Annotated in this window: 21 protein-coding genes and 3 pseudogenes; 10 read left to right on the top strand and 14 right to left on the bottom strand. The window is 68.5% G+C overall.

What is annotated here, in order from left to right:
- Positions 1–71 precede the first annotated feature (71 nt).
- The 8 genes from ftsX to AB3K78_RS08425 all read right to left on the bottom strand — a co-directional run bounded on the left by ftsX (position 72) and on the right by AB3K78_RS08425 (position 9135).
- Positions 72–986, bottom strand: a complete 915-nt coding sequence (gene ftsX / locus AB3K78_RS08390) for a permease-like cell division protein FtsX (RefSeq protein WP_416442331.1) — start codon at positions 984–986, stop codon at positions 72–74.
- Complete coding sequence (gene ftsE, locus AB3K78_RS08395; RefSeq protein ID WP_416442333.1) at positions 983–2134, bottom strand: cell division ATP-binding protein FtsE; 1152 nt, start codon at positions 2132–2134, stop codon at positions 983–985. Before ftsE ends, ftsX begins: the two co-directional genes overlap by 4 nt.
- A gap of 87 nt (positions 2135–2221) precedes the next feature.
- Complete coding sequence (gene prfB / locus AB3K78_RS08400) at positions 2222–3331, bottom strand: peptide chain release factor 2 (protein WP_416442335.1); 1110 nt, start codon at positions 3329–3331, stop codon at positions 2222–2224.
- 125 nt (positions 3332–3456) lie between these two features.
- Complete coding sequence (locus AB3K78_RS08405; protein WP_416442337.1) at positions 3457–4863, bottom strand: APC family permease; 1407 nt, start codon at positions 4861–4863, stop codon at positions 3457–3459.
- A 199-nt stretch (positions 4864–5062) separates the two neighbouring features.
- Positions 5063–5863 (bottom strand): ABC transporter permease, encoded by an 801-nt coding sequence (locus tag AB3K78_RS08410; RefSeq protein ID WP_416442339.1) that lies wholly within the window; start codon positions 5861–5863, stop codon positions 5063–5065.
- Positions 5860–6720 carry an ABC transporter permease gene (locus AB3K78_RS08415; protein ID WP_416442341.1) on the bottom strand — a complete coding sequence of 287 codons (861 nt, stop codon included), beginning with the start codon at positions 6718–6720 and terminating at the stop codon, positions 5860–5862. Before AB3K78_RS08415 ends, AB3K78_RS08410 begins: the two co-directional genes overlap by 4 nt.
- 10 nt (positions 6721–6730) lie before the next feature.
- Positions 6731–7909, bottom strand: coding sequence for an ABC transporter ATP-binding protein (locus tag AB3K78_RS08420; RefSeq protein ID WP_416442343.1), 1179 nt, complete (start codon positions 7907–7909; stop codon positions 6731–6733).
- An 8-nt stretch (positions 7910–7917) separates the two neighbouring features.
- Positions 7918–9135 (bottom strand): ABC transporter substrate-binding protein, encoded by a 1218-nt coding sequence (locus AB3K78_RS08425; RefSeq protein ID WP_416442345.1) that lies wholly within the window; start codon positions 9133–9135, stop codon positions 7918–7920.
- A 348-nt stretch (positions 9136–9483) separates the two neighbouring features.
- Here AB3K78_RS08425 and AB3K78_RS08430 point away from each other — a divergent pair, with 348 nt between their 5' ends.
- From AB3K78_RS08430 to AB3K78_RS08440, 3 genes and pseudogenes are all read left to right on the top strand, one after another.
- Positions 9484–9951: an Lrp/AsnC family transcriptional regulator gene (locus AB3K78_RS08430; RefSeq protein ID WP_046453977.1), complete on the top strand. Its 468-nt coding sequence runs from the start codon at positions 9484–9486 to the stop codon at positions 9949–9951.
- A 2-nt stretch (positions 9952–9953) separates the two neighbouring features.
- Positions 9954–11347 (top strand): annotated as a pseudogene (locus tag AB3K78_RS08435) (aspartate aminotransferase family protein).
- A 77-nt stretch (positions 11348–11424) separates the two neighbouring features.
- The gene (locus AB3K78_RS08440) at positions 11425–12060 is read left to right on the top strand and encodes a DUF2510 domain-containing protein (RefSeq protein ID WP_416442347.1); all 636 of its coding nucleotides are present in this window, start codon (positions 11425–11427) and stop codon (positions 12058–12060) included.
- A 14-nt stretch (positions 12061–12074) separates the two neighbouring features.
- On the opposite strand, the pseudogene AB3K78_RS08445 reads toward AB3K78_RS08440, so the two are convergent.
- Positions 12075–12871, bottom strand: a pseudogene (locus AB3K78_RS08445) (DUF4166 domain-containing protein).
- Between the two features lie 276 nt (positions 12872–13147).
- Here AB3K78_RS08445 and AB3K78_RS08450 point away from each other — a divergent pair.
- Positions 13148–13345, top strand: coding sequence for a hypothetical protein (locus AB3K78_RS08450; RefSeq protein ID WP_416442349.1), 198 nt, complete (start codon positions 13148–13150; stop codon positions 13343–13345).
- A gap of 133 nt (positions 13346–13478) precedes the next feature.
- Here the strand turns inward: AB3K78_RS08450 and rpsO are convergent, their stop codons facing one another.
- Positions 13479–13748, bottom strand: coding sequence for a 30S ribosomal protein S15 (rpsO, locus tag AB3K78_RS08455; RefSeq protein WP_046453981.1), 270 nt, complete (start codon positions 13746–13748; stop codon positions 13479–13481).
- 248 nt (positions 13749–13996) lie between these two features.
- Here rpsO and AB3K78_RS08460 point away from each other — a divergent pair, with 248 nt between their 5' ends.
- The 3 genes from AB3K78_RS08460 (at position 13997) to AB3K78_RS08470 (ending at position 17403) form a co-directional block, all read left to right on the top strand.
- Positions 13997–15208, top strand: coding sequence for an ammonium transporter (locus tag AB3K78_RS08460; protein WP_416442352.1), 1212 nt, complete (start codon positions 13997–13999; stop codon positions 15206–15208).
- Positions 15209–15272: 64 nt separating this feature from the next.
- Positions 15273–16118: an inositol monophosphatase family protein gene (locus AB3K78_RS08465; protein WP_416442354.1), complete on the top strand. Its 846-nt coding sequence runs from the start codon at positions 15273–15275 to the stop codon at positions 16116–16118.
- Between the two features lie 79 nt (positions 16119–16197).
- The gene (locus tag AB3K78_RS08470) at positions 16198–17403 is read left to right on the top strand and encodes an ABC transporter substrate-binding protein (protein WP_416442356.1); all 1206 of its coding nucleotides are present in this window, start codon (positions 16198–16200) and stop codon (positions 17401–17403) included.
- A gap of 48 nt (positions 17404–17451) precedes the next feature.
- Here the strand turns inward: AB3K78_RS08470 and AB3K78_RS08475 are convergent, their stop codons facing one another.
- Genes AB3K78_RS08475 through glp form a run of 3 tightly spaced genes read right to left on the bottom strand, consistent with a single transcriptional unit; the run spans position 17452 to position 19623 of the window.
- Positions 17452–17742: a DUF6457 domain-containing protein gene (locus AB3K78_RS08475; RefSeq protein WP_416442358.1), complete on the bottom strand. Its 291-nt coding sequence runs from the start codon at positions 17740–17742 to the stop codon at positions 17452–17454.
- Entirely contained in the window at positions 17735–18373 is a 639-nt protein-coding gene (gene mobA / locus AB3K78_RS08480) for a molybdenum cofactor guanylyltransferase (protein WP_416442360.1), read from the bottom strand. Before mobA ends, AB3K78_RS08475 begins: the two co-directional genes overlap by 8 nt.
- Positions 18370–19623, bottom strand: a complete 1254-nt coding sequence (gene glp / locus AB3K78_RS08485) for a gephyrin-like molybdotransferase Glp (RefSeq protein WP_416442362.1) — start codon at positions 19621–19623, stop codon at positions 18370–18372. Before glp ends, mobA begins: the two co-directional genes overlap by 4 nt.
- A 68-nt stretch (positions 19624–19691) precedes the next feature.
- On the opposite strand from glp, the pseudogene fdhD reads away from it, so the two are divergent.
- From fdhD to AB3K78_RS08500, 3 genes and pseudogenes are all read left to right on the top strand, one after another.
- Positions 19692–20599: pseudogene (fdhD, locus tag AB3K78_RS08490) on the top strand (formate dehydrogenase accessory sulfurtransferase FdhD).
- Positions 20596–22920: an FdhF/YdeP family oxidoreductase gene (locus tag AB3K78_RS08495; RefSeq protein ID WP_416442364.1), complete on the top strand. Its 2325-nt coding sequence runs from the start codon at positions 20596–20598 to the stop codon at positions 22918–22920. The pseudogene fdhD and the gene AB3K78_RS08495 overlap by 4 nt, the downstream one beginning before the upstream one ends.
- Before the next feature lie 162 nt (positions 22921–23082).
- Positions 23083–23388 (top strand): GIY-YIG nuclease family protein, encoded by a 306-nt coding sequence (locus AB3K78_RS08500; RefSeq protein ID WP_416442366.1) that lies wholly within the window; start codon positions 23083–23085, stop codon positions 23386–23388.
- Between the two features lie 149 nt (positions 23389–23537).
- Here the strand turns inward: AB3K78_RS08500 and fmdA are convergent, their stop codons facing one another.
- Positions 23538–24794, bottom strand: coding sequence for a formamidase (fmdA, locus tag AB3K78_RS08505; protein WP_416442368.1), 1257 nt, complete (start codon positions 24792–24794; stop codon positions 23538–23540).
- Positions 24795–24855: the final 61 nt, after the last annotated feature.

Consider the following 24855-nt stretch of genomic DNA (forward strand, 5'->3'; position numbering starts at 1 on the left):
GGCCTTCTGCCGCCACTCGAAGGGGTCCCCGAGCGCGCGGAAGCGACCCGGAGGCTCGGTGCAGGATCGGATCAGACCCGCAGGTACCTCGTGATCGCGATCTTCGCGGCGATGGCGCTGAGCACGACGCCGAGCGCGAGCAGGATCGGCGGCACGACGAGGGACTGCTGCACGGTGATGTAGCTCGTGAAGGGCACGTTCGTGACGAGGAACCCCTCGACGAAGAACTTGACGATCGCGACCGACGCGATGCCCGCGAGCACGGCCCCCACCACGGCCGATATGACTCCTTCGAGCACGAACGGCGTCTGGATGAACCGGTTGGACGCACCCACGAGCCGCATGATGCCGATCTCACGGCGTCTCGAGAACGCCGAGAGCCGGATCGTGGTCGAGATGAGCAGCATGGCGGCGATGAGCATCAGACCCGCGATCGCGATCGCCGTGTAGCTGGCCACGCCGAGGATCAGGAAGATCCTGTCGAGCAGGCTGCGCTGGTCGGAGACGGACTGCACCCCGGGGATCCCCGAGAAGGTCTCCTGGATGATCGCCGAGCGCGACGGATCCTTGAGCTTGACCCAATAGGTCTGGTTCAGCTGGTCGGGCTTCGTGATGTCCACGATCGGGTTGCCCTTGAACTGCTTCTTGAACTCGGTGTACGCCTGCTCGTGGTCGACGTAGAAGGAGTCGGCGATATACGGTTTCAGCGTGTCGGACTCGAGCGCCTGCTTGACCGCGGCGACCTGCTCTTCGGAGGCGTCGGCCCCCGAGCAGGTGGCGCTCTGGTCGTACTTGGTGCACAGGTAGATCGCGACCTGGGCGCGGTCGTACCAGTAGGTCTTCATCTGCTGCACCTGCAGCTGCATGAGGATCGCCGTGCCCACGAAGGTGAGCGAGACGAAGGTCACGAGGATCACCGAGATGACCACGGACATATTGCGGCGGAGGCCGTTCCAGACCTCGCCGAGCACGAGCGAAACTCTCATCGAACCGGCCCCACATCCGTCTGGTCATCGTCTTGCGCACCCGAGAGGCCGAGGCGCTCGGCCAGCCCGCCCTTGGCGGCCAGCTCGACGGGGTCGATCTCGTTCGACGCGAGGAAACCGGGGACTCGGCGAGCCTGGGCGGTGTTCGTCCCGTCCGCGCGGACCGTCAGGTCGAGCGGATCCTCGTCGTCGGCTGGCGTCGCGACCGCGGCCGCAGGCGGCGCGACCGGCGCCGCCGCCGGGGCCTCGGGTGCCTCAGCCGGAACCGCCGGAGCCGCCTGCGACGAGGCCGTTGCCGCCTGATCATCCTGCGCCGCGGGAGCCTCCTGCGCCGCGGGCTCCGCCGCCGCGCGCGGAGCCTCGACCACGCCCGTCTCGGGCGCGAGCGCCGCGCGCACGACCGCCTCGGTGGTACGCAGCACGCGTGCGCCCTGTTCGGTGAGATCCATCACCGGGATCGAGGCCGTCTCGCCGTATCCGCCGCTCTGCTCATCGCGCACGACGACGCCCTGGGACAGCTCGACCACGCGCTGCTGCATGATGTCGACGAATGCGGCCTCGTGCGTGGCCATGACCACGGTCGTACCGGCCGCGTTGATCGCGCGCAGCAGTTGCATGATGCCGAGGCTGGTGGCGGGATCCAGGTTTCCGGTGGGCTCGTCGGCCAGGAGGATCGCCGGCTTGTTCACGATGGCTCGCGCGATCGCGACACGCTGCTGCTCGCCGCCCGACAGCTCGTGCGGATACCGCTTGCCCTTGCCCTCCAGGCCCACCATCTCGAGCGTGTCGGGCACGGCCTCCTGGATGAAACCGCGGGACTTGCCGATGACCTGCAGCGAGAACGCGACGTTGTCGTACACGGTCTTGTTGGTGAGCAGACGGAAGTCCTGGAAGACCATGCCGAGGTTGCGACGGAAGTAGGGGACCTTGCGGGAGGAGATCTTGCTCAGATCGTGCCCGAGGACGTGCACCGTGCCACCGGTGGGCTGCTCCTCGCGCAGGATGAGCTGCAAGCAGCTCGACTTACCGGAACCTGATGCGCCGACGATGAAGACGAACTCGCCGCGATCGACCCGGAGGTCGATGCCGTCGAGCGCCGGTCGTTGCGCACCCCGGTACTTCTTGGTGACGTTCTCGAAGAGGATCATGACGCAGACGACACTACGCGGGCGGGCCCGGCCGCCCGCGGCGACGCGCGGGCGAACCCGGAGCTCTCAGCTTTCGCGCGGCTCGGATCAGTCGTTCTTCGAGAGCGAGCGCCAGCGGATGCCCGCGGCGATGAAGCCGTCGAGATCTCCGTTGAACACCGCGTCGGGCTGCGAGGACTCGTGCCCCGTGCGCAGGTCCTTGACGAGCTGCTGCCCGTAGAGGAAGTAGGAGCGGATCTGGTCGCCCCAGCTCGCCGTGACCGAACCGGCCAGCTCCTTCTTCTTCGCGGCCTCCTGCTCCTTCTGCAGGAGCAGCAGGCGCGTCTGCAGCAGGCGCATCGCGGCGGCGCGGTTCTGGATCTGCGACTTCTCGTTCTGCATCGAGATGACGATGCCCGTGGGGATGTGCGTGATGCGCACCGCCGAGTCGGTCGTGTTGACCGACTGCCCGCCGGGGCCGCTGGAACGGAACACGTCGACCCGGATGTCGGATTCGGGGATATCGACCTCGGTCGCCTCCTCGAGCAGCGGGATCACCTCGACGCCGGCGAAGCTCGTCTGGCGCTTGTCCGCCGAGCCGAACGGGCTGATCCGAGCCAGGCGGTGCGTCCCGGCCTCGACCGACACGGTGCCGAAGGCGTACGGCGCATCGATCTCGAAGGTGGCCGACTTGATGCCGGCGCCTTCCGCGTAGGAGGTGTCGAGCACCTTCGTCGGGTAGTCGTGCTGCTCGGCCCAGCGCAGGTACATGCGCAGCAGCATCTCGGCGAAATCGGTCGCGTCGTCGCCGCCGGCTCCCGATCGGATCGTGACGACCGCGGCGCGCTCGTCGTACTCCCCCGAGAGCATGGTCTGCACCTCGAGCTCCTGCACGACCTTCTCGAGCGAGGCGAGTTCTTCGCCGGCCTCGGACGCCGAGTCCTCGTCGTCCATCTCCTGAGCGAGCTCGATGAGCACGTCGAGATCGTCGAGGCGCTGTTCAACGCCGCGCAGGCGCTTGAGTCGCGCCTGTCGATGCGAGAGACCGCTCGTGACCTTCTGCGCGGCCGCCGGGTCGTCCCACAGGTCGGGTGCCCCGGCCTGCTCCTCGAGCTCGGCGATCTCCCGCTCGAGCTTCGGCACGTCGAGCACGGCGGCGATATCGGCGAAGGTGGACCGGACGGCGCGAATGCGCGGTGCGAAATCGAGATCGAGCATGATTCCCTCAGTTTAGCGGTCTCCCCCGGCCCCGAACGGCGCGAGCGGAGCGAGTCGAAATCAAGAGGCCCCTGGTTTCGACTCGCTCCGCTCGCTCAACCGGCTTGGCGGGGATCCGGTTCCGGTCAGTCGGCCTCGGCACCCTCCGGGACCTTGTTGAAGCCGGTGACGCTCTGGTTCTCGTCGAACCCGGCGACTCGCTTGCGGAAGCCCTTGGTGATGAAGAGCAGGTAGACGAAGCCGAGCACCGTCCAGATGACGCCGCCCACGAGCGCGTCCAGGCTCAGGTTCACCCACAGCAGTCCGGTGAGCAGCATGCCGATCGCGGGCATCACGATGTAGTTGAAGATGTCCTTCGGCGACTTGTTGCGTCCCTGGCGCACCGCGAACCAGGCGATCACCGAGATGTTCACGAAGGTGAAGGCGATGAGCGCACCGTAGTTGATGAACGAGGCGATGAGGTCGAGGCTGAAGGACATCGCGAGCAGGCAGATCGCGCCGACCAGCAGGATGTTGAGGGTCGGGGTGTGCGTCTTCGGGTTGATGTACCCAAAGAACTTCTTCGGCAGCACGTTGTTGCGCCCCATCACGAGCAGCATGCGCGAGACCGAGGCGTGCGATGCGAGGCCCGATGCGAGGGTCGCGCAGAAGCCTGCGGCGGTCAGGACCGCCTGGAACACCTTGCCGCCGACGACATCGCCGATCTGGGTCAGGGCGCTATCCGAGAGCGACGCATCGTTGAACTCGTGGTAATCGGGGAACCGCAGCTGAGTGAAGTAGCCCGCAACGAGGAAGATCAGACCGCCGAGGACGACGGTGTAGAGGATCGCCTTCGGCATGATGCTCGGGTGCTTCGCCTCCTCCGCGTACATGGTGACCGCGTCGAAGCCGATGAAGGAGAAGCAGACGACCGTCGCACCCGCCAGCACGGCGCCCATCTCGACCCCGTTGTGGAAGAACGGCTTGATGGAGGCCACAGTACCCTCGCCGTCGCCTCCGGCCAGCTGGAACCAGACGAGGACGACGAAGACCGCCATGACGATGATCGAGAACACGAGCAGGATCATGTTCATGTTCGAGGTACCGCGCATGGTCAGGTAGATGATCGAGGTCACCAGGATGCAGTAGATGATCACCCAGATGCCCGGCCAGATCCCGGGGAACAACTGCTCGAGGTAGTTGCGGATGATGAGCGCGTTGACCATGGGAAGCAGCACGTAGTCGATGAGGGAGGTCCAGCCGACCATGAAGCCGAGGTTCGGGTGGATCGATTCGCGCACGTAGGTGTAGGCGGATCCCGCGCTCGGGATCGCAGCCGAGATCTTGCCGTAGCTGATCGCCGTGAACATCATGACGATGAGCGCCACGAAGTAGGCCAGAGGCACGACGTTGTTCGTCTCCTGGGAGACGATGCCGAAGGTGTCGAACACCACGGTCGGGGTCATGTAGCCGAGGCCGAGACCGACGATGGCCCAGAGTCCGAGGTTCCGCTTGAGCGAAGCCCCCTTCGCGACCGTCGAAGTTGTCGTCATGTTCTCTCCTTTAAGAACCGAGGATGTTCGCGCGGCAGGACCGCACTTCGCGAACCGTCGCCCTGCGCGTCTTCGCGCGTGAACAAGGAATCATTATGCACCCATCCGGCCGGTCCAGCCGACCGTTTCCTGGGAGCGGCGGCGGGCGCCGAACCCCGTTCGGGGGTCGGGCGCCCGCGTGGCCCGAACGCCGCAGCATCTACCGGCCGGCGAGCCGTTTCCGACGATTGATTCCGACCATCTGCACGATGATGACGAGCGCGAGCGCTCCGAGGAACACGATCGATGCCAGCACGTTCGCCTGCGCGGGCACGCCGCGCAGCGCCGAGGTGTAGATGAACTTGGGGAACGTGTTGGCGGTGCCCGAGTTGAAGTTCGTGATGATGAAGTCGTCGAACGACAGCGCGAAGCTGAGGAGCGCCGCGCCGATGATGCCCGGCATGAGCATCGGCAGCGTGATCCGCCAGAACACCTGCGCGGGCGAACCGTAGAGATCGCGCCCCGCCTCCTCGATCGAGGGGTCGAGGCTCGCGACGCGCGCCTTCACCGCCACCACGACGTACGAGATGCAGAACATCGTGTGCGCCAGGATGATCGTGCCGATCCCCTTCTCGACGCCGGCCAGCAGGAACTGCGCCGCGAGGCCCGCACCGAGCACGACCTCGGGAGTCGCCATCGGGGTGAAGAGCATCAGGCTGATGGTCGAGCGGAACTTGAATCGGTACCGCACGAGCGCGATGGCGATCGCACTGCCGAGCACGGTCGCGACGATGGTCGCGACCACGCCGACGACGATGCTGTTGCCGAACGCCTCGCAGACATCGGGGGCGCCGCAGGGGTTCGCCCAGTTGTCGGTGGTGAAGCCGCGCCAGGTGATGTTGTTGCGACCGGCATCGTTGAACGAGAACACGATCACGTAGAAGATCGGCAGCAGCAGGTAGATGAGCACGATCGATCCGACGACCGGCACGAAGGCCTTGCCCAGGCTGAACTTGTTCACAGCAGATCCTCCGCCCCGCTCTTGCGCACGTAGGTCGCGACGATCACGAGGATCACGGCCATCAGGATGATCGAGAGCGTCGCCGCCATCGGATAGTCCTGCGTGCGGAGGAAGTTGGACTCGATCGCGTTACCGATCATCGCGGTCTTCGTCGAGCCCAGGAACTCGGTCGACGCGCTCACGTAGTCGCCCGCCATCGGGATGAAGCTGAGCAGCGTGCCCGAGACCACGCCGGGCAGCGACAGCGGCAGCGTGACCTTGCGGAACGTGGTGACCGGGGAGGCGTAGAGGTCCTGCCCGGCCTCGACGAGCCGCAGGTCGAGCTGCTGCAGCGAGGCGAACATCGGCAGGGTCATGAACGGGATGAAGTTGTAGACGAGGCCGAAGATGACCGAGAAGTCGGTCCCGATCCATTCGCTCGGCAGGATCTGCTTCCACGCGAGCGTGCGCAGCAGGAAGCTGATGAAGAACGGTGCGACCACGAGGATCAGCGCGATGCCCTGCAGCATGGGACGCGGACGCAGCGTGACGCCGATCAGGTAGGCCAGCGGATAGCAGATGATGAGCCCGATCACCGTCGCGGTGAGCGCGTAGACGAAGGACCGGAGGATGTGCGGCCAGTACTGCACGATGGCGTCGGCGTAGTTGCCGAACTGCCACGCGGCGACGTACTCGCCGATGCCGCCCGAGGCCGCGGGGGCCTGGAGCGAGGTGAACACGAGCTGGATGAAGGGCGCGAGGAAGAAGAGGAGCATGTAGGCGATGCCGGGCGCGAGCAGCAGCAGCGCGGTCCAGGATCGCTTCCTCGGCGCCTGCTCGACGGACGCCGCGCCCGTCGAGAATGCGGTGAATGCCATCGGTCTCCCCTTAGCCCTGCTTCGCCTGGGCCGCCATGGCCCGCGTCGAGAGATCCGAGGCGATGGACCCGGTCCCGCTCGGGTCGTCGGCGAGCCCGAAGGTGTGCTCGACGTGCCAGCTCAGCCAGACCTCGTCTCCGAGCCGCGCGCCGGGACCGGCCTCGACGTTCTGGGCGAACACCTGCACCGAGCCGAACTCGGGCGCCTCCACCGTGTACTGGGTGCTGACGCCGATGAACGAGACGTCGGTGATGCGGCCGGGACCGATCACGTTGATCGCGGGGTCGTCAGCCGGCTGCTCGCGGTGCAGCCGCAGCTTCTCGGGGCGGACGCCGACCGTGATCGTGCCGCCGTCGCGCTCGGTCCGCTCGCGCAGCACGGAGACGCGTCCCCCGTTCAGCGTGGTCTGCACGACCCGGTCGGTGGTGCCGACCACCTGCACCTCGAACAGGTTGGACTGCCCGAGGAAGTTCGCGACGAACACCGTGCGCGGCAGCTCGTAGAGCTCCTCGGGGGCGCCCATCTGCTCGATGCGGCCCTTGTTCATGACCGCGACCGTGTCGGCCATGGTCATGGCCTCCTCCTGATCGTGGGTCACGTGGAGGAAGGTCAGGCCGACCTCCTGCTGGATCTGCTTGAGCTCCTGCTGCATCTGACGACGCAGCTTGAGGTCGAGCGCGCCGAGCGGTTCGTCGAGCAGCAGCAGCGCGGGCCGGTTCACCACCGCGCGGGCGAGTGCGACGCGCTGCTGCTGGCCGCCCGAGAGCTGGGCGGGCTTGCGGTCCGAGATGTGCGCCAGCTCGACGAGTTCGAGCGCTTCCTTGGCCTTGCCCACCGGATCCCCGACCCTGCGGCGGCGGAGGCCGAAGGCGACGTTCTCGAGGATCGTCATGTGCGGGAACAGCGCGTACGACTGGAACACGGTGTTGACCGGGCGTCGATGCGGCTTGAGCGCGGTGACGTCCCGGCCGCCGATCAGGATCCGACCGGCGGTCGGGTCCTCCAGGCCGGCGACGAGCCGCAGTGTGGTGGTCTTGCCGCAGCCCGAGGGTCCGAGCAGCGCGAAGAAGGACCCCGCGGGGATCTCGAGGTCGAGGTGCTCGATGGCGGTGAACCCCGGGAATCGCTTCTGGATCCCGGTGAGGGTGAGGTCGGCTCCGGCCTCTGCGAAGGAGTGTGCGTCGTTCATGTGCGTGGTTACAGTCCCAGTACCTTGTTGAATGCGGCCGTATACTTCTTGTCCTCCTGCGGAGTCAGCGTGCGGAAGTTGTGCAACCGCTTGTCCATCTCCGCGTCCGGGAAGATCAGGGGGTTGTCGACCTGCTTGGGGTCGACCTTCGCCATCGCCTCCTTGGCGCCCTTCACGGGCGGGACGAACGACGTGTAGGCCACCACCTGCGCCGCGATCTCCGGCTGGTAGTAGTAGTCGATCAGCTGCTCGACGAGCTTCTTGTTCTTCGCCGAGGTGCCGTTCGGCACCGTGAGCGAGTCCGCCGTGATCATGCCGCCGGACTCGGGCACCTCGAGCGTCCACTTGTCCCCCTGCTCGGCGTTCAGCATGACGATGTCGCCCGTCCAGGCGATCGCGGCGAGCGTGTCCTCCTTCTCGAGGTCCTGGGTGTAGGAGTTGCCCTTGACCTTCGAGATCTGCCCGCTCTTGAGCCCGTCGTCGAGCCACTGCAGTGCACGGTCGAACTCGGCATCGCCCCAGGACTTCTGCGCGACGTCGACGCCCTGCGCCTGCATGATGATGCCCATGGTGTCCCGCATTTCGGTGAGCACGCCCACCTTGCCCTTCAGCTCGGGGCGCATGAAGTCCTCGAGCGTGCGCACGCCCTGCGGCACCAGCTTCTTGTTCCAGACGAAACCCGAGGCGGGCAGCTGCCACGGGATCGTGAACCGGCGACCGGGATCGACGTCGAGGGCATTCTTCTGCGAGTCGATGAGGTTCGCCGTGACGTTGGCGAGGTTCGCGTAGTCGAACTCCTGGATCTGCTTCGCCTCGATGAGGCGGGCGTCCATCCAGTCGGTCAGGGTGATCACGTCGTAGCCGGTGTCCTGGCCGAGCTTCAGCTGGTCCTTGATCTTGCCGTAGAACGTGTTGTTGTCGTCGATGTCCTCGAGGTAGTCGACCTTGATGTTGGTCTGCTTCATGAAGGCATCGAGCGTCGGGAACGTCTGGGTCTTCGAGTCGTAGTCGAGGTAGTAGGTCCAGTTGCCCCACACGATCGATCCGGACTTCCCGGTCCCCTGGTCGGCTTTCGGCGCGCTTCCCGCGCAGGCGCTGAGCGCGAGCGCTCCGACTCCTGCGGCTCCGGCCGCGCCGAGCCGCAGGAGCCCGCGGCGGTTCACCTGGGCGCCGCGCACCATCGCGACGAGATCTCGGACGACGGGGTCCTCGGGCACTCTGTTCATCTCGGGTCTCCTTTGACTCGATGCATGACGGTTCCCCGTGCGACGATCCTGTGTGGCTCCATCGCCGGGTCGGTCGGTTCGAACTATTGCACAGGCCCGGGCGCCGAACCAGTCACCGCGGTGCGGGTCCGGCGAATCTTCATGGGAACGTTACGGATCTTCGAATCCCGCGTCCGATCCGAGCCGGATTCCGAACACGGTGTCCGGCGGCGGCGCCCCCACGAACGCCGCACGCGCCTGCGGCGTCGCGGGCGACACGCGGAACGAAACTGCGGAATCCCCGGCATTATCTCGAACTCGCTTCGAATTCCTTTGCGTTTCCGCCTCCGGAGTGCCAAGATCGAAACCGTGAGCAGCAAGCGAACTTCACTCGCCCTCGACGCGACGTCGAAGGCGATCATCGAACAGCTTCAGATCGATGGTCGCCGCTCGTACGCCGAGATCGGCAAAGCGGTCGGCCTCAGCGAGGCCGCCGTCCGCCAGCGGGTGCAGAAGCTCACCGATGCCGGGGTCATGCAGATCGTTGCCGTGACCGACCCGATGCGGATCGGCTTCAGCCGGCTCGCCATGATCGGCATTCGCGTCTCCGGTGACACCAGGGTCGTCGCCGACCACCTCGCCGACTTGCCGGAGGTCTCGTACCTGATCCTCAGTGCGGGATCTTTCGACCTGATGGCAGAGGTCGTGTGCGAGGATGACGATGGCCTCATCGAGTTCCTGAACCAAAAGATCAGAACGCTCGACGGGGTCGCCTCGACCGAGACCTTCGTCTACCTCCAACTCAAGAAACAGAAATACGACTGGGGAACACGATAACCATGTCTTTTGATCCGACGGCAGCGGTCGACACCGCCGCTCTTCAGGCTTCGGCCAAGCGCCACATGTGGCCGCACTTCACCAACCGCAAGGTGCTGAACGACGGCATCCCCGTCATCACCCGCGCCGAGGGGCACCACATCTACGACGCTGCCGGCAAGCAGTACATCGACGGCCTCGCGGGCCTGTTCGTGGTCAACGCCGGCCACGGCCGCGACCGCATCGTGCAGGCCGCAGCCAAGCAGATGAAGCAGCTCGACTTCATGCCGATCTGGTCCTACGGCCACCCCGCCGCGATCGAGCTGTCGGAGCGCCTCGCGTCCTACGCTCCCGGCCAGATGAACAAGGTCTTCTTCACCACCGGTGGTGGCGAGGCCGTGGAGTCGGCGTTCAAGCTGGCGAAGCACTTCTGGAAGATCCAGGGCAAGCCGATGAAGCACAAGGTCATCTCGCGCTCGGTCGCCTACCACGGCACCCCGCAGGGCGCGCTGGCGATCACCGGTATCCCCGACATGAAGAAGTTCTACGAGCCGCTGACCCCGGGCGGTCACCGCGTTCCGAACACCAACTTCTACCGTGCCGACGAGATGGGCGCCCCGAGCGACGATCTCGAGGCCTTCGGCCAGTGGGCGGCGAACCGCATCGAGGAGGCGATCCTCTTCGAGGGTCCCGACACCGTTGCCGCCGTCTTCCTCGAGCCGGTCCAGAACTCGGGCGGCTGCTTCCCGCCTCCCCCGGGTACTTCAAGCGCGTGCGCGAGATCTGCGACCAGTACGACGTGCTGCTCGTCTCGGACGAGGTCATCTGCGCCTACGGCCGCGTCGGCGACTTCTTCGCTTCGAAGGCGCTCGGCTACGAGCCCGACATCATCACCTCCGCCAAGGGCATCACCTCGGGCTACGTCCCGCTCGGTGCGATGATCGTCTCGGACAAGGTGTCGGAGCCGTTCAACTCGGTCGACAACACCTTCTACCACGGCTTCACCTTCGCCGGTCACCCGGCTGCGGCGGCTGCGGCGCTCGAGAACCTCGACATCTTCGAGGAAGAGGACCTCAACGGCCGCGTGCGCGAGAACAGCCCGCTGTTCCGCGCCGAGCTCGAGAAGCTCCTCGACATCGACATCGTGGGCGACGTCCGCGGCGAGGGCTACTTCTTCGGAATCGAGCTCGTCAAGGACAAGGCCACGAAGGAGACCTTCAACGAGGAGGAGTCGAACCGACTCCTGCGCGACTACCTCTCCCCCGCGCTGTGGGAGGCCGGCCTCTACTGCCGCGCCGACGACCGCGGAGACCCCGTGATCCAGCTCGCCCCGCCGCTGACCATCGGTCCGTCGGAGTTCGCCGAGATCGGCGGCATCCTGCGCAGCGTCCTCAAGGACGCTTCGTCGAAGATCTGATCCGATCAGACCTCGCGAGAGGCCCCGTGCACCGCTCCGGCGATGCACGGGGCCTTTCCCGTTAGCCTGGAGACATCATGAGCGATCCGAATCATCTCCAGGCCCCCGCCCCGCAGCAGCCCGCCCCGGGCTGGTATCCCGACGGCACCGGTGCGGTGCGGTGGTGGGACGGCGCCGCTTGGACGGCGCACGCGCAGGGATCCGCGTCGGCCGCCGCCCCGCACCCCGAGGTACGCGAGCGACCGCGGCTGGCGGATCATCTCGCGGTCGACAGCCCCTGGACCTGGGTGATCGCCCTGGCGCAGCTCATCGCCGTTCCGTCGATCTTCCTGATCGACGTTCGCGGCTACGTGCGCTTCCTCGCAGAGGGTGACGGGAGCGGGTTCGTCTCCTACTTCGCGACCACCGGGATCGTGGCGCTCCTGGGCTGGGCCCTCACGGCGCTCATCATCGTCGCGGCGCACCGGGACTCCAAGCGGTTGACGGCGCTCGGCGTCGTGCGCCCGTTCCACTGGGCGTTCGCGTTCCTCGGAGCGACCGTCTACCTGATCGGACGCCATGTGGTGCTGCGCAAGGTGACCCGCACCCCGGGGTGGCCGCTGTGGGCGAACCTGGCCTGCGTGCTCGTCTCGCTGGTGGTCACCACGATCTGGACCGTCATGTTCATGCAGTTCATGCTGTCCGAGGTGGCGACGAGCCCGCTGTATTCCTGAGCTTCCTCGCCAGGTCAGTCGGCGGCGTAGCGGTAGGTGAACGAGCCGCGGTACTCGAGCACGGTGCCGAGGATCGGATTGCTCACCTTCGCCCGGATCGTCTGGCGCTCCGTCGCCGGGTCGTAGCCGTCCTCGAGGTCGACGGAGACGGTCAGCGCCGACGGCAGCGGGATCCGGAAGCGCCACACGCGCAGCCAGCTCCGCTCGGCCCGGAGGCTCAGATGCCCCGAGTCGGTGACCGCGCAGCGCAGGCGCAGTTCGAGACGGCGCTTCGGACCGAGCAGGTTCCGCAGGACCCCGGTTCGCCCGTCGCGCGCAGCACGTCCGAGAACCCCTGGGTTCCGGTGCTGAACAGGAAGAAGCGCTCCGCTCGGAGTTCGGGTGCGCCGCCCGGTCCCCGTGCGGGCCGGTTCACCACTTCGAACGGGACGTCGCGCTCCTGCGTGGTGATCAGCACCTCGGGGCCGACCACGAGACGGGCGAGCAGGTTCCACCGCCCGTAGCGGCTGCCGGCGATCTCGAAGACCCCGGTGCCGATGCCGACGAGTCCCGGAGCGGGCGGCCCTGCGACGTAGCTCGCGACCTCCGGCCGCAGGCGCTCGGCCGCGGAACCGAGCGCGCGGAGGAACACCGAGTCCGCGGAACCGCGATCCTCGCTCACGCGGGATCCCCTCGTCGGCACGGGACTCGATCGCTCACGCTCATTCGTCCAGGATATCGGCCTTCCTGCGCACGCCAGGTCCGCCGCCGCGTTGCGTCGGGCTCCGGTCGACGGGCATCTCCGGTGGCCTAGGCTCTTCGGTATGAGCACTCCGCAGCCGAATCTCCCGCCGCAGGCGCCGCAGCCGCAGCCCCAGCCGCACTACGCTGCCCCGCAGTACGCGCCGCAGCCCCCGCGCCCCAGCCCCAGCAGGCCCAGTACGCACCGCCGCAGCAGGGGTACGCCTCCGCACCGGCCCCGACCGCGGAGCGCGTCAACATCCCGGGCATCGTCTCGCTCGGCCTCGTCGCACTGTCGACGCTCGTCAGCGTTCTCTCGCCGCTCTTCTACCGTTCCGCGCTCAGTTCGGGCCAGAGCCTCGCTCCGGTGACCGGAGTCGTGCAGACCCTGCAGGCGATCCTGCTGCTCGTCGCACTCGGCCTCGCCATCTTCGGAGTCCTCCTGCGTGGCGCTGAACGCTGGCGCTGGGCCGCGATCGGCGCGCTCGTGAGCGCGAGCATCAGTGTGGCCGCGATGGTGCTGAGCCTGATCGTGAACCTGTTCTCGGCGGCATTCCCCGGCTGACCCGGGAACGACGCTCCCCGGCTGACCCGGGAACGACGCTCCCCGACTGACCCGGGAACGACGAAGGGCCCGTCACCACGAGGTAACGGGCCCTTCCGGGTCGTGGATCGGCATGCCGATCCCGAAGCCGAAACTATCGACGCAGGCCGAGGCGCTCGATGAGCGAGCGGTAGCGCGCGATGTCGACGTTCTGGAGGTATCCCAGAAGACGACGGCGCTGGCCGACGAGGAGCAGCAGGCCACGACGCGAGTGGTGGTCGTGCTTGTGCTCCTTCAGGTGCTCGGTGAGATCCTTGATCCGCTGCGTGAGCATCGCGACCTGGACCTCGGGGGAACCGGTGTCACCGGGGTGGGTCGCGTACTCGTCGATGATCGCCTTCTTGACCTCTGCAGGCAGTGCCATATCGGGTCCCCTTTCGCTTGTTGCGCGGCGCCACCAGCTTGCTGCTGGGGCTCTCTTTATCCGCGGCCGTTGGACGGCAACCTGAACAGCTTAGCAGGATCGCCGCGATTCCGCCCGCGAAACAGGATCGTCATCGGAGGGGCCGCATCGTAACGGGCGGGAAACACGACCGACACCGATGCGCAACGACCGGCGCGCACACTGCTCCCACCGGCGGAAACGACCGCCTCGGAACGAACGGAGCACCCATGACCCCGAATGCCGTCTGGATGGTGACGAGCACCGCGCTGGTGCTCGTGATGACCCCCGGCCTCGCACTGTTCTACGGCGGCCTCGTCCGCGTCCGGTCCGTCGTGAACATGATGATGTTCAGCCTGAGCGCCATGGGACTCGTCGGCGTCCTCTGGGTGCTCTACGGCTACGGCATGACGGTGTTCGGCCCCGGCGAAGCTCCGGGGTTCGCGGGGAACCCCTTGAAGGATCTCGGCTTCATCTCGACGGATCCCGCGTCGTTCGTCTCGGCCGGCTTCGGCGCCACGTTCGCGATGATCAGCACCGCGCTCATCTCCGGCGCGATCGCCGACCGGGTCGGTCTCGGATCCTGGATGCTGTTCGCCGGCCTGTGGGCGACCCTCGTCTACTTCCCGGTCGCGGCCTGGGTGTGGGGCGGCGGCTGGATCCAGAAGCTGGGCGGCATGCTCGGCACCGCGGACGTGATCGACTGGGCGGGCGGGACCGCCGTGCACATCAGTGCCGGCGCCGCCGCGCTCGCACTCGCGCTCGTCGCCGGTCGTCGCATCGATTTCGCTCCGGGAGTGCACCGCCCGCACAGCGTGCCGCTCGTCACGATCGGCGCCGCCCTGCTGTGGTTCGGCTGGATCGGGTTCAACGCCGGCACCGCGCAGAACGACGCGCAGGCCGGCCTCATCGTGATCAACACCATCGTCGCGGCGACCGCCGGGATCATGGGCTGGCTCGCCACCGATGCGATGCGCGGGCGTCGCCCCGGGGCGGTCGGCGCGTGCTCGGGCGCCGTCGCCGGCCTCGTCGCGATCACGCCGGCCTGCGCGAACCTCGCGCCGATCTGGGCGATCCTGCTCGGGATCCTCGCCGGAGCGGCCTGCGCGGTCGCGGTGGAGGCCAAGTACCGTCTCGGCTTCGACGATTCCCTCGACGTCGTCGGCCTGCACCTCGTCGCCGGCGCCCTCGGCACGCTGTACCTGGGCTTCTTCGCGACCGGCACCGGCCTGTTCACGGGAGGCGACGCCGGGCAGCTGCTCGTGCAGTCGATCTCGGTGGTCGCGGTCGCCGGGTACTCCTTCGTCGTGGCCCTGCTGATCGCGCTCGCCGTCCGCGCCGTCACGGGGCTCCGCGTACCGGCGGAGGTCGAGGCCGGCGGGATCGACGGCCGGCACCACGGCGAGGACGCCTACGTGCTCGCCGAGGAAGCGCGCTCCTAGTTCGCGGACCGCGTGCCGCCGCGCCGGACGGGTGCGGCGGCACGGCACGTCGTAGGCTCGTGGCATGACCGAGACGCCCGCTTCCGTCCCCGCCGTTTCCCCCGCGTTCGCCGCCGAGCTCGCCGCGGTCGCCGCGCGCATCGCCGAGACCGCCGGGCGGCGCATCGTCGAGCTGCGCGATGCGGGGGTCGACGTCGCCGCGACCAAGTCCAGCGCGACCGACGTCGTGACCGCCGCCGACCACGAGGCGGAGCGACTGGTGACCGATCTCATCCGCGAGGCGAGGCCGGACGACGGCGTCCTCGGAGAGGAGGGCGCGAGCGACTCCGGGACGACGGGCATCACCTGGGTCGTCGATCCGATCGACGGCACGGTCAACTACCTCTACGACCTGCCGATCTTCTCGGTGAGCATCGCGGCCACCGTGACGGATCCGGACGCGTTCGCCGACGGCCGCCGTGCGATCGCCGGTGCCGTCAGCGCGCCGCGATCGGGTGAGCTGTTCGTCGCGGCGCAGGGCGGCGGCGCGACCCGCAACGGGGTTCCGATCCGCGTCTCCGGCCAGCAGGATCTCGGTCTCGCACTCGTCGGCACCGGGTTCGGCTACACGGCCGAGCGCCGCGCCGAGCAGGCCGAGGTCGTCGCCCGGGTGCTGCCGCGGATCCGCGACATCCGCCGCCTCGGTTCGGCCGCCTACGACCTCTGCATGGTCGCGTCGGGGCGCCTCGACGCCTACTACGAGCGCGGGCTCCAGCCCTGGGACTACGCCGCGGCCGCGCTCATCGCGAGCGAGGCCGGTGCCGAGCTCCTCGGCGTCGACGCGCAGACCCCGCCCGGTGAACCCCTGCTGCTCGCCGCGCCGCCCGCGATCGCCCGCGCGCTGCACGACACCGTGTCCGCGAAGCGGTAGCGCCCCGCACAGGCTGTTCGCCCGGGGGCGCGGCACGGCGTGCCAGGATGGGGACGCACGCACTTCAAAGGAGAAGAACATGCCCCATCCCCTCCCCGAGGACCCGCTCATCCGCTCGATCGTCCAGCGCGCGCGACGGGCTCCCCTCAGCCGCCGCAGGCTCCTGCAGGGCGCCGGACTCGGCGCCGCACTGCTCGGCGCGAGCGGCCTCGCGGCCTGCTCGAGCAAGAAGAGCTACGGAGACGGCTCGAAGGGCAGCATCCGCTGGGCGAACTGGACCTACTACCTCGACTTCGACGAGAAGACGAAGGACTACCCGACGCTCAACGACTTCATGGAGCAGACCGACATCGCGGTCGACTACTACGAGGACATCGACGACAACAAGACCTTCATCGCGAAGATCAAGGACCAGCTGCAGCTCGGGCAGGACACCGGCTACGACGTGTTCGTCACGTCCGACACCACCGTGGTGCGCCTCGTCGAGAAGGACCAGCTGCGCAAGTTCGACCGGAGCCTCGTGCCCAACGCGGGCGAGCAGATGATCGACCTGGTGAAGCACGCGACCTTCGACCCGGACCGCATCATGTCGATCCCCTATCAGGCGGGCATGACGGGCCTGGTCTACAACACCAAGCTCTATCCCAAGGGCGTCAAGCAGGTCTCGGACCTGTGGGCGCCCGAGCTCAAGGGCAAGGTCAATCTGCTCTCCGAGCAGGACGACACCACCGGACTCATCATGCTCGAGCAGGGCGTCGACATCGTCGGCGACGCCTGGGGCGACGATCAGTTCCACGCGGCCCTCGACGTCGTCAAGAAGCAGCTCGCCCGCGGCCAGGTCGCCACGATCAAGGGCAACTCGTACACGCAGGACCTGCAGCAGGAGAAGGTCTGGGCGGGCATGTGCTGGTCCGGCGACATCGCGATCCTCAACGAGGAGGCCGGCGAGGAGATCTGGAAGTTCGTGGTGCCGGAATCCGGCGCCTCGGTCTTCATCGACTCCTTCGCGATGCCGAAGGCCACCGAGTCGTACAAGCAGGTGCACGAGCTCGTGAACTACTACTACGAACCCGAGGTCGCGGCCCGCGTCGCGCAGTACGTGCAGTACGTCACGCCCGTCGCCGGGGCGCGCGACGCCATGGCGAAGCTCGACCCCAAGCTCGCCGACAACCCGCTGATCTTCCCCGACGAGGAGATGTCGAAGCGCATCTTCGACATGCGCTCCCTCACCGCGCAGGAGGACGACCGCTACACCAAGGCCTTCCAGAAGGTCATGGGCAACTGACGTCACCGGGCTCGGCCGTGCACCGCGCACCGCGGCGCACGGCCGGTCTCACCCTCCGAGCTCCTGCGCCTGCTTCCAGGCGTCCGCACGGTCGACGAGGAGCGCCGCCAGTTCGTCCAATCGCTCGGGATCCGCGTCGCCCCCGAGCCGTCCGAATGCGACGCCCAGCAGGAACGTCGAGAGCGGCGCCGCGGGCCGCGCGACGTCGTGCGCCACGTCGCGCGCGACGTCCAGCACGGTGCCGATCGACACCGTCGCCGGATCCAGCCCGAGCTCGGCGGCGGCCGCCGCGAGCCACGCGTCGAGGGCCTCCGGCGGAAGCCGTTTCTGGTCACTCATCGTCCGCTCCTTCTCCTTCGGGTGGCACGCGAGCGAACCATTCCGCCCGCTCGAGATCGTCCGGCGTATCGACGTCCGCGACCGTCGCCGCATCGACGTCGACGAAGCCCACCGACAGCGATCCGAAGGCTCGTCGCAGCGGCGCGTTCGCGGTGCGCCCCGCCAGCGACGCCAAGCCGGTGCGCAGCGCCCCCAGACGATACGCCGCCGCGAGCCACTGCGCCCGGCCATCGGGATCGCGCAGCACCCGGGCGTCCGCGTCGTCGACCGCCGCCGCGAGGGCGGGAGCGAGCCGCGCGACGACCTCGGCCGGCCGCACCAGGTCGCACGACAGCAGCAGCAGCCACGCCCCGTCGGGCACGCCGCCGAGCGTCGCCACCGCGGCCTCGAGCGCCGCCAGCGGTCCGGCGAACGGCGGATCCTCGCGCACGACCGCGCACCCCGGCACGGCGGCCTCCGACGGGCCCACCACGATCACCGGATCCGCCCCGGCCGCGCACGCCGCACCGGCCGCCCGATCGACGAGGCGCTCGCCGCCGAGCCGCAGCACCGCCTTGTCGCGACCACCGAGTCGCGATCCCCGGCCACCGGCCAGCACGACGGCGGCGAGCACGGGCGGCCGCGGGCTCATCGCCCCACCAGAATCACGTCGACGGCCTCGCCCGCGACGACGTCCCCGCGGCCCACGGGGACCATCGCGTAGCCGTCCGCGGTTCCGTGCCCGCCGACGGCGTGCGAGAAGCCGCCGGGGTCCACTGCCGGCGCGCAGCGCAGGCCCGAGCCGTCGGAGTCGATCCGCACGGGCAGCACCTGCAGCCGCCCGGCGGGCCCGCGCCAGCCGATCTCCGCGACGGCGGGCAGGCGGAGCCGCGGGGATCCGTCGCCGCCCTGCATCCGGTGCAGCGCCGGCCGGACGAAGAGCTCGAAGCTCACGGCCGCGCTCACCGGGTTGCCGGGGAGCGCGAAGATCCAGGCGCCTCCGTCGAGCCGGCCCGCGCACTGGGGCTGCCCCGGGCGCACGGCGACCCGCACCGGCCGCACACCCGGCTCCCGCTCGAGAGCGAGGCGCACGACGTCGTGGCGGCCGGGCCCGACTCCCCCGGTGGTCAGCACCAGGTCGACCCGTCTCCCGAGCTCGCTCAACCGCGTGGCCAGGGCATCGGGATCGTCGACGCTCGTCCCCACCTCGACGGCGTCGATGCCCTGCTCGGCGAGCAGGGCGCGCAGCAGCAGCGAGTTCGACTCCGGGATCCGTCCGCGTTCGAGCGCCGTGCCGGGCGCGCTCAGTTCGGATCCGGTGACGAGCACCGCGACCCGGGGCCGCGGCCGGACGCCCACCGAGGACACGCCGGCTGCGGCGAGCGCCGCGATGCGGGCCGCTCCGAGCGCGCTGCCAGCGCGTGCGATCACCGCTCCCGCGGCGACGTCCTCGGCGCGGCGGCGGACGTTCGTACCGGGGGCGACGGGTCCGGAGAACCGGGCCTCGGCTCGCGCCCAGGGCTCTCCGGGGGTGTCGCCCGAGGTGCGCTCGACGGGGACGACCGCGTCGGCGGCGCTCGGCATCGGAGCCCCCGTCATGATCCGCACGGTCTCGCCGGGCGCGATGCTCGGGTCCTCCGGGCTGCCCGCCGCGACCTCCCCGACGACCCGGAGCGCGAGCGGACGCTGCGCGGTCGCGGCCGCGAGGTCGGCGGACCGCACGGCGTACCCGTCCATCGCGGAGTTGTCCCAGATCGGCAGGTCGAGGAGGGAGGCGACGTCCTCGGCGAGCAGCAGGCCGACGGCGTCGTCCAGGGGCAGCACCTGCGCCGCGAGCACGGGAACGCGATCCAGGATCCAGCGGAGGTGCTCCTCCGCTGCGACCGCACCATCGCCCGTCATATCGTCCCCGCTCCGCACACGCCCCGCGCGGCCTTGCCCTTGCTTCGTTTCGATGCTATCCAAGAAGCGTGTCCCGTATCGCCGCCCGACGTCGTGTGACCCGCCTCACCGCAGGCGGATCGGTCTCCCGGCGAGCCGACTTCCTCGCGGTCGAGGAGCCGCTCGAGATCCGGGTCGGCGGGAAGTCCCTCGCGGTGACGATGCGCACGCCGGGCCACGACGTCGAACTCGCGGCGGGGTTCCTGGTCTCCGAGGGCGTGATCCACCGCTCCGAGCACTTCGCGGCGGCGATCCACTGTGCCGCGGACGGGGAGGAGAATACCTACAACGTGCTCGACGTCGGGCTCGCGCCCGGGTGGCTCCGCCGGATCCGAGCCTCGAGCGCAACTTCTTCACGACGAGTTCCTGCGGGCTGTGCGGGAAGGCCAGCATCGACGCCGTGCGCACCCAGAGCCGCTTCGACGTCGCGAGCGATCCGCTGTCGATCGATGCGTCCGCGATCGTCCGCTTCCCGGACGAGCTGCGCGCGCAGCAGGCCGTGTTCGAACGCACCGGCGGCCTGCACGCCGCGGCGCTGTTCGACGGCACCACGGGCGAGATGCTCGTGCTGCGCGAGGACGTCGGCCGCCACAACGCGGTCGACAAGGTCGTCGGCTGGGCGCTCCAGCACGGCCGGGTGCCGGCCCGCTCGTGCGTGCTGATGGTCTCCGGGCGGTCCAGCTTCGAACTCACGCAGAAGGCCCTGATGGCGGGGATCCCGATGCTCACCGCAGTATCGGCGCCGTCGTCGCTCGCGGCCGAGCTCGCCGAAGAGGCCGGCCTCACGCTCGTCGGGTTCCTCCGCGGCGAGTCGATGGTCGTCTACACGCGGCCCGACCGCATCACGAACACGTCCGCTCCCGCGGACGACACCGACGAGCCGCGGGCAGAGGCGTCCGCGAGCCGCACTCCGCTGCAGAAAGCAGGTCAGCCATGACCCCCAAGGCACCGCGCGACGACTTCTCCGACGCCGACATCGAGGTCTCGGAACCGAAGACCTACGCGGCCGGCATGGGCGGCGTGTTCCACTCGATGGAGCCCGCGATCCTCGAGATGGGTCTCGGCCGCACGGTCAAGCTCATGACGAAGATCAACCAGAAGGGCGGCTTCGACTGCATGAGCTGCGCGTGGCCCGACCCCAGCCACCGCAAGATCGCGGAGTTCTGCGAGAACGGCGGCAAAGCGGTCACCTGGGAGGCCACGCCGCTCAAGATCGAGCGCGCGTTCTGGAAGGAGCACTCCCTCACCTCCCTCGAGGACAAGACGGAGTACTGGCTCGGCATGCAGGGACGCATCGTCGAGCCCGTCTACAAGGCGAAGGACTCCGACCACTACGAGCCCATCAGCTGGGACCGCGCCTTCGGCATCGTCGCCGAGCACCTGAACGGTCTCGAGCACCCGGATCAGGCGTCGTTCTACACGAGCGGACGCGCGTCGAACGAGGCCGCGTTCCTCTACCAGCTCTTCGCCCGCGTGCTCGGCACGAACAACCTGCCCGACTGCTCGAACATGTGCCACGAATCCACCGGCACCGCCATGAGCTACTCGGTCGGTATCGGCAAGTCGACGATCGCGTACGACGACTTCGGCGAGTCCGACCTGATCATCATCATGGGCCAGAACCCCGGGACCAACCATCCGCGCATGCTCACGGCGCTGCAGGAGGCGAAGGAGAACGGGGCCCGGATCGTCGCCGTGAACCCTCTCCCCGAGGCCGGTCTCATCGGCTACAAGGATCCGCAGCGGGTGCGCGGTTACGTCGGCAAGCCGACGCAGATCGCCGACCAGTTCCTGCAGATCCGCTCGGGCGGCGACATGGCCCTGCTGCAGGCCATCTCGAAGCGTGTGCTCGCCGCGGAGGCCGCCGCCCCGGGCACGGTGCTCGACCACGACTTCATCGAGCGGCACTGCGACGGCTTCGAAGCGTTCGCCGAGCACATCGCACAGGTCGACGAGCGCGAGGTCGAGCAGGCGACCGGGCTCTCGCAGGCCGAGATCGACGAGCTCGCCGACCGCTACCTGAGCTCCGACAAGGTGATCATCGCCTGGGCCATGGGGATCACCCAGCAGCGCCAGGGCGTCGCCACGATCAAGGAGATCATCAACCTGCTGCTGCTCCGCGGCAACATCGGCAAGCCGGGCGCCGGCGCCTCCCCCATCCGCGGCCATTCGAACGTGCAGGGAGACCGCACGATGGGCGTGTGGGAGCAGATGCCGGACTCCTTCCTCGACGCGCTCGGAGCGGAGTTCGGCTTCGAACCGCCCCGCGCGCACGGCGTCGACGCCGTGAACGGCATCCGAGCGCTCGACGAGGGGCGCATCAAGGTGTGGATGGGCCTCGGCGGCAACCTGCTCGGCGCCATCTCCGACACGAACCTCGCCGAGTCGGCCATGCGCAAGACCGAGCTCAGCATCCAGCTCTCGACGAAGCTGAACCGCTCGCACGTCATCACGGGCCAGGAAGCGCTGATCCTGCCCGTGCTCGGCCGCACCGAGGTCGACGAGCAGCTGAGCGGCCCGCAGTACATCACGGTCGAGGACTCGGTGTGCGCGGTGCACGCTTCGCACGGCCAGATCCCGCCGATCTCCGACCAGGTGCGCTCCGAGGTCGCGATCGTGGGCGGGATCGCGCACGCGACCCTCGGCGACCGGTACGGCATCGACTGGCTCGGCATGATCGACGACTACGACGTGATCCGCGAGCACATCTCACACGTCGTGCCCGGCTGCGAGAGCTACAACGAGAAGACACGCACCCGCGACGGCTTCGTCCTGCCGAACGGCCCCCGCGACGAACGGCGCTTCGACACCGCCACCGGCAAGGCGCGCATCACGGTGAACGAGCTCGAACCCGTCGTCTGCCCGCCGGGGCGCCTGCTGCTGCAGACCATGCGCTCGCACGACCAGTTCAACACCACGATCTACAGCCTCAACGATCGCTACCGCGGCATCAAGAAGGGCCGATCGGTGATCTTCGTGCACCCCGACGATCTCGCCGAGCTCGGGCTCGCGGACGGTCAGACCGTCGACATCTTCAGCGAGTGGAAGGACCAGCCCGATCGGGTGCTGCGCGGGTTCCGCACGGTCGCGTTCCCCACGGCGCGCGGCTGCGCTGCGGCCTACTTCCCGGAGGCGAACGTGCTGGTGCCGCTCGACAGCACCGCGCTCGAGAGCAACACCCCGGTGTCGAAGGCCATCGTGATCCGTCTCGAACCGTCGTCGACTCCGGTCGGCGTGGGCCGCCCGGTGGTGGTGTAGCGGTCCCCGCCGGTTGAGCGAACCGGCGGTTGAGCGACGAAGGAGTCGAACCCCGATCGGCGCTCCGCCGGTTGAGCGAGCTTGCGAGTCGAAACCGAGAGGAGACACCTCTTATGCGCGATCGCTTGACCGCGCAGAGTAACTCTCGCGTACGGTACCGGCATGCCCCACGTCTACATCCTCACGTGCGCCGACGGCAGCTACTACGTCGGAAGCACCAGAGATCTACTCCGTCGCTTGAATCAGCATCGAACCGGCCTCGGCTCGAAGTACACGAGCAAGCGGCTCCCAGTCGAGCTCGCCTGGGCCGAGGAGTACGAGCGCATCGATGAGGCCTACGCGATGGAGAAGCGACTGCAGGGCTGGTCACACGCCAAGCGAGAGGCACTGATTCGGCACGGCGTCGCGGGCGTCAAGGGGTGGAGCGCCCGGACCCGACGACGGAACGGCGGGCGCTCCGCCGGTTGAGCGAGCTTGCGAGTCGAAACCGGTGCGCCTCGGTTTCGACTCGCTCCGCTCGCTCAACCAGCGGCTGGGGCAAGCTCCCGCAGGATCCCTCCCCGCACAGCGGAGGAGCCGCGGGCTCCCCTCTGCCCGCGGCTCCTCCCTCTCCCCGTCTACCTGTTCGCCGCGGTGGGCGCTCCGATCCCCGGATCGATCTGGAACGGCCCCGAGGCGCTCGGCCGCACGTCGAAGTCGAAGATCTCCACCGGCAGGTACACCGTCGAGCACGAGTTCGGGATGTCGACGACGCCCGACAGGCGGCCCTCGATCGGCGCGGCACCGAGCAGCAGGTACGCTTGCTCGGGCGAGTAGCCGAACTTCGTCAGGTAGTCGATCGCGTGCAGGCAGGCGCGCTGGTACGACAGGTGCGAGTCGAGGTACCGCTGCTCGCCGTCGAGCGTCACCGAGGTGCCCGAGAACGCCAGCCAGTGGCTGTAGTTCGGTTCGACGTTGCCCGGCATGAAGATCGCGTTCTCCGAGACCCCGTAGGTCTCCATGCCGCCCTTGATGAGGTCGACGCGCAGGTCGATGAATCCGCCCATCTCGATCGCGCCGCAGAACGTGATCTCGCCGTCGCCCTGCGAGAAGTGCAGGTCGCCCATCGACAGGTTCGCCCCGTCGACGAACACCGGATAGAACACCCGCGATCCCTTGGTGAAGTTCTTGATGTCCTGGTTGCCGCCGTTCTCGCGCGGCGGTGCGGTGCGCGCGGCTTCCGATCCGACGCGCGCCCACTGATCGCGCGGCACGCCGCCGAGGATCGCGTGCTCCGCCTCGGGCGGGAGCGCGAGCGGCGGCACCCGATCGGGGTCGGTGGCGATGAGCGCGCCCTCGCGGTTGTTCCACGTCGCGAGCAAGCCGGCAGACGGCGCGGTGCCCATGAGACCCGGGTGGATGATACCGGTGAACGAGACTCCCGGGACGTGGCGCGAGGTCGCCGTCTGTCCGGCGAAGTCCCACACCGCCTTGTACGCGTCGGGGAACTGCTCGGTCAGGAACCCGCCGCCGTTGTTGCGGGAGAAGATGCCGGTGTATCCCCAGCCCTGGCCGGCGAGCGGACCGGAGTCCTCCTGCGGGATCGGGCCCACGTCGAGGATGTCGACGATGAGCAGGTCGCCGGGCTGCGCGCCCTCGACCCGGAACGGACCGCTCAGCGTGTGCACCGTGAGCAGCGGAGCGTCGAGGATGTCCTGTGCGGAGTCGTCGTTCTTGATCGCGCCGTCGAACCACTCACGGCAGTCGACGCGGAAGCTGTCCCCCGGCTTCACGGTCGCGACGGGCGGGATCTCGGGATGCCACCGATTGTGGCCGAGTTTCTCCTGCTCCGTGAACTTCTTCGATGAGTCGAGCTTGAAAATATGCTCCGGCATGGTTGCCACCTGCTTCTCTCTGTCGTTCGACGGCGCCGTCGCCGCCGGGTGTTCGGGTGTT

The sequence above is a fragment of the Leucobacter sp. HNU genome (assembly GCF_047946755.1).
Classification (GTDB): Bacteria; Actinomycetota; Actinomycetes; order Actinomycetales; family Microbacteriaceae; genus Leucobacter.